Consider the following 12,115-nt stretch of genomic DNA (forward strand, 5'->3'; position numbering starts at 1 on the left):
CCTCCGAGCCTCGTGGAGGTGGTTTCCGACAGTCGGTCGTCGTGCCTGTGCGGAACCTCACCAACTGCCGCGCACAGTGCATCCATGAGATCTGCTGCCGGCGTCACCGCCGCCCTGGCCCTGGTCGCGGTCGGTCTGGGGGTGGGCCCGGGCACGTACCGGGCCAGTGCCGCCTCGGCCGGTTCCACCGTGGTACGCGAACCGGTGGCACAGGGGGTGGACTACCAGGCGTTCACCGTTCCCACCTCACAGGGCAGCGCGCGGGTCCACGTGGTGACGGTGGACCTGGACCGGCCAGGGGTTGCGGCCGACCTGCTCCACCCCGGCGCGGTCGCCGCCCGCGAGACGGTCTCCCGGATGGGCGAGGACGCAGGGGCCGTCGCCGCGATCAACGGCGACTTCTTCAACATCACCGAGGAGCAGCACCCCGGTGTCCAGGCGACCGGCGCCCCCTGCGGCCCGGCGGTCCTGGACGGACTGCCGCTGAAGGGCGCGGTGCCCGACGGGCAGCGTTTCGGTGGGCCGAAGCCGGTCGGCGACACCGACGAGGACGTGTTCGGCGTGGACGCGGACGGCACGGCCCGAATGGACCGACTGGTGCTCCGCGGTCACATCCGCACCCTCCAGGGCTCCCTCGCGCTCGGCGGCCTCAACCAGTACGCCCTGCCCGTCGACTCGATCGGGGCCTTCACGTCTCAGTGGGGAGCGGTCTCCCGCGCTCGCGCCGCCTGCGGGACCGACGACCACCGGGGCGCCCCCTGCACCAGTGAGACCTACGAGGTGACCGTCCGCCACGGCCACGTCGAGACGCTCTCCGACACACCGGGCACCGGCCCCATCGACCCGGACACCACCGTCCTGCTCGGCCGCGAGGCCGGCGCCCGCGCCCTTCGCGAACTGGCCCCCGGCACCCCCGTCGAGGTCGACTACCACCTCTCCAGCACCAACCCGGTGCCGTACGCCTTCGCCCTGGGCGCCTACCCGCTGCTCCGGGACCACCAGCCGCTGGCCGGCCTGGACAACATCACCGCCGAACCCCGCAGCGCCATCGGCATCGCCGACGGCGGCCACACCCTGCGCCTGCTCTCCACCGACGGCCGCGAAGGCACCTCCAGCGGACTCACCCTCAGCGAGCTCGCCGAGGTCCTCCGCTCCCTGGACTGCGCCCAGGCCTCCTACCTGGACGGCGGAGGCTCCGCGACCCTCGCCACCCGCGACACCGACACGGGCCGCGTCGCCGTCCGCAACAGCCTCGCGCACCAGCAGGAACGACCGGTCCCCAACGGCATCGCGATCTTCGCGTCCCGTTGAACCAGCCTTCGAAGACAGGCTGCGGCCGGCCGGTACAGCAGGCCGGGGCCGGATGTCGCCCCGCCTGGCAGGACGTGGTCCGGGCACGACGGCGCCCACCGGTGGTCGGCCCGCAAAGCGTGCGTCTCTCATGTCACCGCGGGGCAGGGGCTTCCTGATCCGGCACCCGGTGTTTGCGGTCGGCTCGGCGCAGGGCGGTGATCAACCGGTCCAGGTCGGACCCGGTCGTGGCCAGCGGGGCGAGGACGGTGTCGACGAGGTGCCGCCAGCGTCGGCGGGCGACCGGCTTCATCGGCCGCGGCCGGTGCCCGGAGGGCAGCCGCGGCGGCACCGTGAGCATGTCGGCCAGTGTCCGGACCAGGTCGCCGAGGCGGGGGTCGGCGGAATCGCCGGCCGCGCGCAGCAGTATCAGTGCCAGCAGGGCCACCGGGTCGGCGCAGCCGTGGTCCTGGCCCGGCGGACCGACGGCGTTCGGTTCCTCGGTGACCGCCCGCCAGGCCAGTAGCCGTTCGGCGAGCTGCGGTACGTCCCCGCCGAGCGCGAGGCAGCTTTCGACCAGCTGCGGGGCGGTGTCGTTCAGGTCGTCGGTGTGGTCGCTGGTCGTGATCACCAGCAGCGTGCAGCACCAGGCCCGGGTGAGATGGTGGACGTCCGGGCCGCTGGCGTGCCGCGACAGCCGCAGTGCCTCGCCGGGGTCGAAGTCCAACTGCTGCGGTACTCGCCCGGATTCCCGAATGCGTACGAGGAGGGGGAAGTGCTGATGCGCCCCGAACGGGTCGGTGCCCGCGATGTCCAGCAGGTGCTCGCGGCCGATCCCGGCGTTGAGCCGCTCGAACAGCGCCGATGCGGAGATCGGCTCGCCGGGCAGCTCGTGCACGACCACCCGTGTGCTCCCGGCCGCGACGAGGCGGATGCCGGCCGACGACGACGGGGCGCAGAACGGGCGTTCGCAGCTCACCGGATCAGCACAGCCGTGACTCGGGTCGGGGCGGCTCCGGGCGCGCTCCCCAGCTGGACGGGTTCGGCGGCGGCTCATGACGCCACTATGTCATTCGGCCTGCAGCCGGGGCAGTCCACCGCAGGGCCTGGGTTCAGCGGTTGTGAAGCATCACAGCGGCGACTCGCGGGGCGTCTCGTGCATCGCTGATGAAATGTCAGAGGGCGCCCGCACGGACCGGGAGCGGGATCCGGTCTGGTCGGCCGACGGCAGTCGGTGGGAAGATGGCCGACATGACGATCACAAAAAGGGCCGATGCCGTGTAGACGGCCCGACCGCGTCCGTACCGAGCTTCCGCGCCGGTCCCGGACGCAGGATGACACCACGACCATCCATGGTCTGTTCTCGGCCGCACTCGCTGAAGTTCGACGGTTCTCCGGACACGGGAATCTCTCTCGGCGGTGACGCGGGGACGACCTACCTGGCTCCGCCGCCGCCCCCTGGGCTCTGCCGGCGGAACGATAGCCGCACCGTCCGAGTACGAGTACGAGTACGCGTACGCATGTACTCGTGCTGCCCCGAGTACGCGGACCGACGCCCCTTCGGGCGCGGTGCCGAAAGGCTGGACGCATGACGCGCCGACTGCTCCTGCTCGCCTCGCTACTGCTGCTGCTCACCGTCGGCTGCGGGGTGCTGCCGTCCACCGAGGACGAGGCGACGGACGCCGCACGGGAGGTGGCCAGGAAGGCGGGCCAGGTGCTCTACAGCCAGCGCCCACGCACGGCGGAGGAGGTCGGCCGTTCCGCTGCCGGCATCAACGGGGTGGAGGTACTGCGGCTGACGGGTACCTCGACACACGACGGGGACGGCATCGACGTGGTCGTCCGCACGTCCGGGTCGGCGACCGGCGGGGGGTTCGCCCCGAAGCAGGTCACCGTGCGGCGCTGTTTCGCGGTCCGGGTGTCGCCGACGTCGGAGTGGCGCGAGGATCCCCGTGACGTGGACTGCCCGGACAACCCTCCGCTGGCCTTCGCCCCGCCACCCGAACCGCCCCGGCTGCCGTACGAGGAGCTGCGCGCTGGGCTTCCACGGGTACCGGAGGGCGGCCAGGTGGACGAGGCCGAGGTGCGCCGTGCGCTCGCCGCCCTGGACCTGCCCCCGGCGATCCGTACCGAGGTGAAGTCGGACGGCGGACGGGTCGGCGTTCTCCTGGTGGTGAAGGGCAACGGCTCCGACCCGCAGGACTGCCTTCTTGCCCGTGTGAGCCCCGGCGTCACCGACGTCTGGGCACCGACCCGGATGCAGCGGATGCCCGGAGAGGGCGGCTGCACCGTCAATAATGCGCTGCACCCGCAACCGGCGCCGCACTGAGATCCGCCCGCCGACGTCGACATGAACGGCAACCCGCGCCGCCCCCGACCGAAGCAGCGCCGCCGGGCCGGCCCGGGCCCGAACGGCCCGGGCCGTTCGGCGTTACCCCCGGGGGGAGGAATTTCGAGAGGCCACATTGACGCCGGGCGGCCGATCCCCAAGGCTGGCCAGCGGTCCGGGAAGTCTGTCGATCAGTCAACTCGACCAACAAGGCGTCGAGTTGGAAGTTCCCGAGGCCCGGAAGGGATCCTTCGATGCGTCGTGCCCCGACCCTGCTCGCGGCCCTGCTCATGGCGGTGGGCGCCGCCCTCGCCGCGCCCGCGGCGGCCGCCCCCGCTCCGCAGAACCCCGTGGCCTCCCCGGCGTCCCCGGCCTCCGCGCCCGCCGGCTGCCGCACCTATGCCGTCATCGGCGAACTGAACCAGTTCGGGGAGTGCACCGGAATCGACCCGCGCCAGACCTGGACGCTCCAGGGCCACTGCGCGTGGCGCATCGGTGGTCGGGTCTACGACTCCTACGTCAACAGCTCGGTGATCGTCGGCAACACCACCACCTCCGTGAACTGCAGCCCGGGCCAGTTCGTCGACGTGCAGATCTTCCTCGGCTACCTCCTGCCGCCGGAGGAGGCCGGTCCGGTCCTCCCGCCGGGCCGGATCACCGGGCTCGCGGGCAAGTGCATGGAACTCCGGAACGGCAGTCCCGAGGACGGGACGAAGGTGCAGATCAGCGACTGCACCGGCGCGCCCGGCCAGATCTGGCGGCAGCCCATCGGCGGAACCGTCAAGGCGCTGGGCAAGTGCATGGATGCGGTCGGCGGCGGTACGACCAACGGCACCAAGGTGCAGCTCCTCCTCTGCAACGGCAGCGCCGCCCAGCAGTGGTACCGGGAGCCGGACGGCCGGATCGTCAACCCGCAGTCCAACCGGTGCCTGACCGTCCCGGGGGCCGACCCGACCAATGGCAACCAGCTGGTGCTGTGGGACTGCACCGGCGGCGCCAACCAGCTCTGGTCCTGGCCCTCCTGAGGGGTGCGCGGAACGGCACGAGCGCCCAGAACTGCAACGGCCCGGAGAACCGGATCCGGCACGTCCCCGCCCGACGGACGGAAGGGGCCCCGAGGGAGCGCTTTCCGGACGGATCACCCGGGCCGCCGAGGCCCGGGTGGTCCGTCCACCCCCGACGTCACAGGACAGAACAGCTGGGGCCGCCCCGGTCCTGGCTCTCAGTCCCGGACGCCCAGCAGGAACTCCGGGTACAGGTTCACCGTCTGATCGACCAGCGCATGCAGCCCCGCGACGTACTCGCCCACCCCGCCGGCCTCGTCGATACTCGCGTGCAGCCCGTCGATCAGCGGCCTGGCAACCGCTGCGAATGCCAGCAGTTGGCTCGGCTCGGTCAGCTGCGCCGCGAACTCCTCCCGGGCGGCCGCGGAGTCCGCGCACCCGACGAGCAGCTTCTCCGCCACCGCGCGCTCCGGCTCGGACAGCGACTTCAGGTACTGCACCACCATGAAGGTGGCAGTGCCGTTGCGAAGGTCCTCGTACCGTCCCGAGGCGATGTCCCGCTGGTCGTTGACCAGTTGCCGCAGCACGCCGAAACGCGCGCCGAAGTCGCGCCACGCGTCCACGCGCGCCTCGTCGCACCCGGCCAGCACCGCGCCCATAGCCGCGGCCATGGCGTACGGGGCACCGGTCTTCCCCAGGTAGCCGTCCATGACCTCTTCGGCGGTCGCCGTCGCGGCGGTCGCCGTGAGGTCCGCGAGCTGGCCGGCTATCGCCCGGTACCAGGTGCGCGACAGCTCCTGGCGCAGCCGCAGCGCCCGCTCCGGGTCGTCGCGGCACGCCTCGTCGAGCACCTCGGTCGCCAGATGGCAGGCGATCCCCATCACGGCGAGCAGGTCCTGGTCCACACTGTCCGTGTCGGCTGCGGCGTACGGCCGGGGCCCGGCGTCGGACAGGTCGTCCAGGTAGCGTGCCGCAACCCACCACAGCACGTGCACCACCGCCGCGGGCTCGGCCGGCGCCGGGTCGCCGGTGTGTGTCCCGTGCACCAGGAACGGCAGCGCGACAATTCCGTCCACGGCCGGTCCCGAGCCACGCCCGGCGATCCGGTCCAGGAAGCCGGTCAGGGCCCGTCCCATCGCGCGGTCGGCGGCCGCGCCGGGACCGGCCGAGCCGGTCAGCCCCTCGCCCGTGCCGCGCAGCCGCCGCAGCACGGCGTCCGAACTCCAAGTGGGTGCGCTTGCCGTCATGGTGTCCTCCGTGTGAATGACCGGGCTCTTGAATTCGTTCAAAGAGTCGAGAGTCAAGGTATGGCGACACTAGTACTGCAACGGTGCTTACCGTGACGGCAATCGGGTTCTCTCGCTGGACTGTTCATGGCTGGGGACATGTCCGAGGTCGATGCGCGTCGTTGGCCGGACGGGCCGGCCGGCGTGCACGAGCGGTTTGCTCACCGGTTCGCGCGGGGCGGCGTCCGTCCGGTCCGGCGAGTCCATGCCGGGAACCCAGGTCACCATCCGACCTTCCCACTCCGGGGAGCGCCCGTCCCGCGTCAGCCGAGCGAGGATCCGGCTGCGCCGAGGGTGTCCCGCAGCCACTGCTCGACGCCTGCCACGTGCACCGTCGCCCAGGCGTGCGCGAGGTCGGGGCGGCGGTGGGCGATGGCATCGAGGATGGCGCGGTGCTGCTGGCGGGTCCGGTCGACCGCGCCTTCCTCGGTCAGCCCGCGCCAGATCCTCGCCCGGGCGGTCGGGCCGGACAGGCCGTCGATGAGCGAGCACAGGACGGTGTTGCCCGAACCGGCCGCGATTCTGCGGTGGAACTCGAGGTCGTTGTCGATCAGTTCTTGCAGGGAGGCGTCGTCACTCAGGCTCTCCAGGACCTCCCCGAGGGCGGCGATGTCCTCGTCCGGCATCACTCGGGCGGCCATGGCTGCGGCGGCGGGTTCCAGGATGCGGCGGACCTCCAGGAACTCCAGCACCGAGTCGTCCTGGTGGAAGTCGACGACGAAGCCCAGCGCGTCCAGCAGCAGGTTGGGCTCCAGACTCGTCACGTAGGTGCCGTCCCCCTGGCGCACGTCGAGCACCCGGATGAGCGAGAGGGCTTTCACCGCCTCGCGCAGGGAGTTGCGCGACAGGCCGAGCCGCTCGGCCAGGTCGGCTTCCTTGGGGAGTCGCGAACCGGGGCGCAGCTCACCACTGACGATCATGGCCTTGATCTTCTCGATCGCCGAGTCGGTGACTGGCACGCCGCTGCCTCCCTGGTCCTGATCGTTGCAGCATAGCTCCCACGGCACCCCGCCGGAGATCGTCTTGACCGCGACAAGTCAAGGCGATCCGGCAGGATCCACAGGCGGCCGTCCGTGCCTCGGCCCGGGCGGCCTACGCTCCCGGCGGGGCGCCGAGCCCGTACACGCGGACGGCGTTGTGCCGGAACACCACGTCCCTCTCCCCCGCGCTGAGCCCGTCCACCAGGTGCCGGGTGATCCGGACGACCTCGCCGTAGCCGGCCTCCAGGGTGCACACGGGCCAGTCGGAGCCGAAGAGGAGCCGTTGCGGACCGAAGGCGTCCAGGGCGGTGTCGGCGTACGGCGCGAGGTCCTCCGTGCGCCACCGGCCGGGGGCGGCCTCGGTCACCAGACCGGAGAGCTTTGCCACCGTGTTGGGCAGCGCGGCCAGGCGGCGCAGGTGCGCCGCCCAGGGGTCTAGCGCGCCGTCGGCGACCGGGGGCTTGCCGAGGTGGTCGAGGACGAACGTCAGGCCGGGAAGCCGGGCGGCCGCGACGGCGGCGGTGCGCAACTGGTGCGGCTTGACGACGAGGTCGTAGGCGAGACCGGCCTCGGCCACGGCGAGCAGGCCGCGCTGGACGTCGGGGCGCAGCAGCCACTCGGGATCGGGCTCCTCCTGGACCTGGTGCCTGATCCCCACCAGGCGGTCCCCGCCGGGGAGTTCACGCAGCGCGGCGAGCGCGTCGGCGACGTCGGGGGCGGTGAGGTCGGTCCAGCCGACGACGCCGGCGATCAGCTCGCTGCCGTCGGCCAGCGCCAGCAGTTCGGGGGTCTCCTCGGGCACGCAGACGGTCTGCACGACGACGGTGGCGGTGACCCCGGCGGCGCGGGCCTCGGGTTCGAGGTCGTCGAGGGAGAAGGAGCGGGCGAGCGGCGTCCCGTCGGTCCACGGTTGCGGGCGGGCCGTCAGGTCCCACACGTGGTGGTGCGCGTCGACGATCCGATGTCCGGTCACAGCGACCACACCACCGGTAGGCCGGCCCCGGCACCGGCGTCGGAGTAGTCGTGGCTGATGTCGAGCAGCTCGCCCATCCTCTCCTGCCAGGCGACGTTGACCGGGAGGTGCTCCAGTTCGGCGAGGAGCCGGGGGTAGCTCTCGCACTCCAACAGGTGGAACAGCTCGCAGCCGCTGCGCCAGATGGTCCAGGAGGTGACACCGGCGGCCCGGATGGCTGCGGCGAGCTCCTCGGGCACCTCGCGGTGGGCCGCCTCGTACTCGGCGATCCGCTCGGGGCGGAGGCGGGTGTGCAGGGCGACGTTCATGGCTGCTCCGGCAGGGGGCGGTCGACGATGACGACATGCAGGGTGCGGGGGCCGTGCACGCCTTCCACCCGGTCGAGTTCGATGTCGCTGGTGGCGGAGGGTCCCGAGATGAAGGTGAGCGGGTTCCGCGGGTCGAGGCGGGCGAGGGCGTCGGGGACGTCGGCGGCGATCTGTCCGGCGTGGATGACGCACAGGTGGTAGTCGGGGACGAGGGTGAGGGCGCGGCGGCCCTGGCCGGGGCCGGTGTCGAGGACGAGGGTCCCGGTGACGGCGATGCCGCCGGCGGCCAGGGTGACGGCGCCGTCCAGGGCGTTCAGGGCCGGGATGTCCAGCGGTTCCGGGTGCCACTGCCAGTCGCCGGACGGCAGTAGCTCGACGGGGAAGCCGTCGGGCAGCGCCAGGTTTCTCGCCCCGCACGCGGTGAGCGCGGCGGCGATGGCGGCCGGCAGGCCCGCCTCATCGGTGCGGGTGACGGTGGCGCGGTAGTCGGCGACGCGTTCGGCGAACAGGGCGACGGTGTCCTCGCCCGGCTCGGTGTGGCTGCGGCGGTAGGTCCGGGGTACGGGGACGTCGCTGGGCAGTTCGCCGGCGGGGACGTCGGCGAGCGCGGCGCGGATACGGCCGAGGACGGCCTGACGGCTGTTCATGCTTCTTGGTCCCTGTTCTTGCGCCACCAGGTGCGGAAGGACTCGGCGGGGGGTGCGGGGGTGTCCCGGGTGTCGGACCAGCCGTGCAGCGGGCCCGGGAGTCGGCCGATCCTTCCGTCCCGGGCCAGCGCCCGGCCGCCGAGGGCGGCCGCCTTCTGGGCGGCGGAGAGCAGCCGCGGGGAGTCGAGGACGGTGGCGGCGGCCTTCATGGCCAGCGCCTCCGCACGCTTCGGCTTGCTCTCGACGGCCTTGGCCCGCAGGTGGGCCAGTACTTCGGGGATGTCGATCTTCACCGGGCAGGCGTCGTAGCAGGCTCCGCACAGGGTGGAGGCGAACGGCAGGGTCGCCGCGTTCTCCACGCCGACGAGCTGCGGGGTGAGGACGGCGCCGATCGGTCCGGGGTAGACGGAGCCGTAGGCGTGGCCGCCGGTGCGCTCGTAGACGGGGCAGACGTTGAGGCAGGCGGAGCAGCGGATGCAGCCGAGGACCTGGCGGCCGACGGTGTCGGCGAGGGTGTCGGTGCGGCCGTTGTCGAGGAGGACCAGGTGGAAGTCCTGCGGGCCGTCGCCCTGCGTCACCCCGGTCCAGGTGGAGGTGTAGGGGTTCATCCGCTCGCCGGTGGACGAGCGGGGCAGGAGCTGGAGGAAGACCTCCAGGTCCTGCCAGGTGGGGACGACCTTCTCGATGCCCATCACGGTGATGAGGGTCTCGGGCAGGGTGAGGCACATCCGGCCGTTGCCCTCGGACTCCACGACCACGACCGTGCCGGTGTCGGCGACGGCGAAGTTGGCACCGGAGACGGCCACCTTGGCGGAGAGGAACTTCTCCCGCAGGTGCAGCCGGGCCGCGTCCGCCAGGTCGGCGGGTGAGTCGGTGAGCCCGTCCGGTGCGGGCCGGCCCCAGCTGCCCATCTCGGCAACGAACAGGTCCCGGACCTCGCTGCGGTTCTTGTGGATCGCGGGGACGAGGATGTGGGAGGGCCGGTCGTCGCCGAGCTGGACGATGAGTTCGGCGAGGTCGGTCTCGTACGCGGTGAGGCCGGCTTCGGCGAGGGCCTCGTTGAGGCCGATCTCCTGCGTGGCCATGGACTTGATCTTCACGACTTCGCGTTCGCCGGTGGCCTGCACGAGTTCGGTGACGATGCGGTTGGCCTCGGCGGCGTCCGAGGCCCAGTGCACGGTGCCGCCCGCGGCGGTGACGGCGGCCTCCAGCCGGACGAGGTAGTGGTCGAGGTGGCGCGAGGTCCGCTTCTTGATCGCGGCGGCGGCGTCGCGCAGCTGCTCCCAGTCGTCCAGTTCGGAGGCGACCGCGAGCCGCTTGTCGCGGATGGTCGTGGTGGCCCGTTTCAGGTTGGCGCGCAGCTGGGTGTTGCCGAGCGCTTCGCGGGCGGCGTCGGGGAAGGACGGGGCGCCGAGCCAGACGACGCCGCGGCCGGCGGGGTTGCTCATCGTGCGGTTCCTTCGGAGGCGGCGAGGATCTCGGCGATGTGCATGGTGCGCACGGGGGCGCCCTGGCGGGACAGTCCGCCGCCGATGTGCATCAGGCAGGAGTTGTCGGCGGCGCACAGGACCTCGGCGCCGCTGTCCAGAACGGCGGCGTTCTTGTCGGCGAGCATCGCGGCGGAGGTGTCGGCGTTCTTGACGGCGAAGGTGCCGCCGAAGCCGCAGCAGGAGTCGGCCGCGGGCAGGTCCACGAGGTCCAGGTCCTCGACGGCGCGCAGCAGCCGGTCGGGGCGGTCGCCGAGGCGCAGGCCGCGCAGCGAGTGGCAGGTGGGGTGGTAGGCGACGCGGTGCGGGAAGCGGGCGCCGACGTCGGTGACGCCGAGGACGTCGGTCAGGAACTCGGTGAACTCGTGGACCCGGGGCACCAGTTCGGCGACCTGCTGTTGGAGGCCGGCGGGCCCGTACTCCCGGGCCAGCAACGGGTGGTTCTCCTTGACCATGCCGGCGCAGGACGCGGACGGCGTGATGACGGCGTCGTAGTCGGCGAAGGTCCGGGCGAAGCGGGCCACCAGCGGGACGGCGTCGGGGCGGTAGCCGGTGTTGAAGTGCATCTGCCCGCAGCAGGTCTGTTCCATCGGGAAGTCGACGGTGTGGCCCAGCCGCTCCAGTACGGTCACCACCGCGCGGCCGGTCTCGGGGAACATCGTGTCGTTGAAGCAGGTGATGAACAGGGCAATGCGCATCAGCTCACCTCCTCGGGGGTGGGGACGTCCTCCCGCAGCAGTCCGCGGTCCCTGAGTTCTGCCCAGAGCGCCGCCGGGACGGGGTGATCGAGCATAGCGGCGGCGTCCCGGACCTCGGCGGCGCTGCGGGTGCCGACCAGGACGCTCGCCACCGCCGGGTGCCCGAACGGGAACCGCAGGGCGGCGGCACGCAGCGGCACACCGTACGTCTCGCACACCGCCTTGAACTCCAGGGCCCGGCCGAGCAGGTGCGCGGGGGCCGCGGTGTAGTCGAAGGTGGCACCCGGGCGGGGGTCGGCGAGCAGGCCGGAGTTGAACACCCCTCCGATGACCACGCCGACGCCCCGCTGCTGGGCCAAGGGCAGCAGTTCGGCGAGGCCTCGCTGGTCGAGCAGGGTGTAGCGGCCGGCCAGCAGGACGGCGTCGATGTCGGTCTCGCGGATGAAGCGGGCGGGCAGTTCGGCCTGGTTCATGCCGAGGCCGATCGCTCCGACGACTCCCTCCGCGCGCAGGCGTTCGAGTTCGGGGTAGGCCTCGTCGAGTGCCTGCTCGGCATGGTCGTCGGGATCGTGCAGGTAGGCGATGTCGATCCGGTCGAGGCCGAGCCGGTTCAGGCTGTCCTCGACGGAGCGGCGCACGCCCCGGGCGCTGAAGTCCCAGACCCGTTGGTGGGTGGCGGGCACGGCGAAGCCGTTGGCCAGGTCGTCGCCGTCGCTGGAGGGCGACGGCTCCAGCAGCCGGCCGACCTTGGTCGAGAGCGTGTACTGCTCGCGCGGCCGCTCGCGCAGCGCGTCACCGAGGCGGCGCTCGGACAGGCCCAGGCCGTAGTGCGGGGCGGTGTCGAAGTACCGTACGCCGGCTTCCCAAGCGGCGGTGACGGCCTGTTCGGCCTGTTCGTCGCTGACCGCGGTGAACAGGTTTCCGATGCCGGCTGCGCCGAAGGCGAGTTCGGTGACCTGGACCCTGCCGCCGCCGAGCGGGCGGTGGCGAGGGTTCACGGGCGTGGCTCCGGTCGCAGGCGCAGGCCGGCCATGCCGCCGTCGACCGCGAGCGCGGTGCCGGTGACACTGGCGGCGGCCGGGGAGACGAGGTAGGCGATGGCCGCGGCGACCT

At 72.4% G+C, this 12,115-nt stretch carries 12 protein-coding genes and 1 pseudogene; 3 read left to right on the plus strand and 10 right to left on the minus strand.

Going from position 1 to position 12,115, the window contains the following annotated elements; genetic code table 11:
- Window positions 1-84 precede the first annotated feature (84 nt).
- On the plus strand, window positions 85-1,311 hold the full coding sequence (locus VR45_RS27370; RefSeq protein WP_078896874.1) for a phosphodiester glycosidase family protein: 1,227 nt from the start codon (window positions 85-87) through the stop codon (window positions 1,309-1,311).
- Window positions 1,312-1,444: 133 nt separating this feature from the next.
- Here the strand turns inward: VR45_RS27370 and VR45_RS27375 are convergent, their stop codons facing one another.
- Window positions 1,445-2,269: a hypothetical protein gene (locus tag VR45_RS27375; RefSeq protein ID WP_045942513.1), complete on the minus strand. Its 825-nt coding sequence runs from the start codon at window positions 2,267-2,269 to the stop codon at window positions 1,445-1,447.
- Between the two features lie 609 nt (window positions 2,270-2,878).
- On the opposite strand from VR45_RS27375, the gene VR45_RS27380 reads away from it, so the two are divergent.
- Both VR45_RS27380 and VR45_RS27385 read left to right on the plus strand, forming a co-directional pair.
- Window positions 2,879-3,619, plus strand: a complete 741-nt coding sequence (locus VR45_RS27380; RefSeq protein ID WP_045942514.1) for a hypothetical protein — start codon at window positions 2,879-2,881, stop codon at window positions 3,617-3,619.
- Between the two features lie 254 nt (window positions 3,620-3,873).
- Window positions 3,874-4,644 (plus strand): ricin-type beta-trefoil lectin domain protein, encoded by a 771-nt coding sequence (locus VR45_RS27385; protein ID WP_045942515.1) that lies wholly within the window; start codon window positions 3,874-3,876, stop codon window positions 4,642-4,644.
- Between the two features lie 197 nt (window positions 4,645-4,841).
- Here the strand turns inward: VR45_RS27385 and VR45_RS27390 are convergent, their stop codons facing one another.
- The 9 genes and pseudogenes from VR45_RS27390 to VR45_RS45985 all read right to left on the minus strand — a co-directional run.
- Window positions 4,842-5,870: a polyprenyl synthetase family protein gene (locus tag VR45_RS27390; RefSeq protein ID WP_078896876.1), complete on the minus strand. Its 1,029-nt coding sequence runs from the start codon at window positions 5,868-5,870 to the stop codon at window positions 4,842-4,844.
- 302 nt (window positions 5,871-6,172) lie between these two features.
- On the minus strand, window positions 6,173-6,868 hold the full coding sequence (locus VR45_RS27395) for a FadR/GntR family transcriptional regulator (protein ID WP_045942516.1): 696 nt from the start codon (window positions 6,866-6,868) through the stop codon (window positions 6,173-6,175).
- Window positions 6,869-7,001: 133 nt separating this feature from the next.
- On the minus strand, window positions 7,002-7,862 hold the full coding sequence (locus tag VR45_RS27400; protein ID WP_045942517.1) for an amidohydrolase family protein: 861 nt from the start codon (window positions 7,860-7,862) through the stop codon (window positions 7,002-7,004).
- On the minus strand, window positions 7,859-8,170 hold the full coding sequence (locus tag VR45_RS27405; protein ID WP_045942518.1) for an L-rhamnose mutarotase: 312 nt from the start codon (window positions 8,168-8,170) through the stop codon (window positions 7,859-7,861). The genes VR45_RS27400 and VR45_RS27405 overlap by 4 nt, the downstream gene beginning before the upstream one ends.
- Window positions 8,167-8,817, minus strand: coding sequence for an LUD domain-containing protein (locus VR45_RS27410; RefSeq protein ID WP_045942519.1), 651 nt, complete (start codon window positions 8,815-8,817; stop codon window positions 8,167-8,169). Before VR45_RS27410 ends, VR45_RS27405 begins: the two co-directional genes overlap by 4 nt.
- Window positions 8,814-10,265: a LutB/LldF family L-lactate oxidation iron-sulfur protein gene (locus VR45_RS27415; protein WP_045942520.1), complete on the minus strand. Its 1,452-nt coding sequence runs from the start codon at window positions 10,263-10,265 to the stop codon at window positions 8,814-8,816. Before VR45_RS27415 ends, VR45_RS27410 begins: the two co-directional genes overlap by 4 nt.
- The gene (locus tag VR45_RS27420; RefSeq protein WP_045942521.1) at window positions 10,262-11,002 is read right to left on the minus strand and encodes a (Fe-S)-binding protein; all 741 of its coding nucleotides are present in this window, start codon (window positions 11,000-11,002) and stop codon (window positions 10,262-10,264) included. Before VR45_RS27420 ends, VR45_RS27415 begins: the two co-directional genes overlap by 4 nt.
- The gene (locus VR45_RS27425; RefSeq protein ID WP_045942522.1) at window positions 11,002-12,000 is read right to left on the minus strand and encodes an aldo/keto reductase; all 999 of its coding nucleotides are present in this window, start codon (window positions 11,998-12,000) and stop codon (window positions 11,002-11,004) included. Before VR45_RS27425 ends, VR45_RS27420 begins: the two co-directional genes overlap by 1 nt.
- Window positions 11,997-12,115 (minus strand): annotated as a pseudogene (locus VR45_RS45985) (SDR family oxidoreductase); the annotation flags it as partial. The pseudogene VR45_RS45985 and the gene VR45_RS27425, both read right to left, overlap by 4 nt.

Origin of the sequence: Streptomyces sp. NRRL S-495 (assembly GCF_000966955.1) — a bacterium.
In the GTDB taxonomy this organism is placed as follows: Bacteria; Actinomycetota; Actinomycetes; order Streptomycetales; family Streptomycetaceae; genus Kitasatospora; species Kitasatospora purpeofusca.

Bases quoted from the DNA above. Each gene is read 5' to 3' on its own strand.
- VR45_RS27420 (WP_045942521.1), bottom strand. From the start codon at position 11,002: ATGCGCATTGCCCTGTTCATCACCTGCTTCAACGACACGATGTTCCCC.
- VR45_RS27405 (WP_045942518.1), bottom strand. From the start codon at position 8,170: ATGAACGTCGCCCTGCACACCCGCCTCCGCCCCGAGCGGATCGCCGAG.
- VR45_RS27415 (WP_045942520.1), bottom strand. From the start codon at position 10,265: ATGAGCAACCCCGCCGGCCGCGGCGTCGTCTGGCTCGGCGCCCCGTCC.
- VR45_RS27380 (WP_045942514.1), top strand. From the start codon at position 2,879: ATGACGCGCCGACTGCTCCTGCTCGCCTCGCTACTGCTGCTGCTCACC.
- VR45_RS27370 (WP_078896874.1), top strand. From the start codon at position 85: ATGAGATCTGCTGCCGGCGTCACCGCCGCCCTGGCCCTGGTCGCGGTC.
- VR45_RS27390 (WP_078896876.1), bottom strand. From the start codon at position 5,870: ATGACGGCAAGCGCACCCACTTGGAGTTCGGACGCCGTGCTGCGGCGG.
- VR45_RS27410 (WP_045942519.1), bottom strand. From the start codon at position 8,817: ATGAACAGCCGTCAGGCCGTCCTCGGCCGTATCCGCGCCGCGCTCGCC.
- VR45_RS27385 (WP_045942515.1), top strand. From the start codon at position 3,874: ATGCGTCGTGCCCCGACCCTGCTCGCGGCCCTGCTCATGGCGGTGGGC.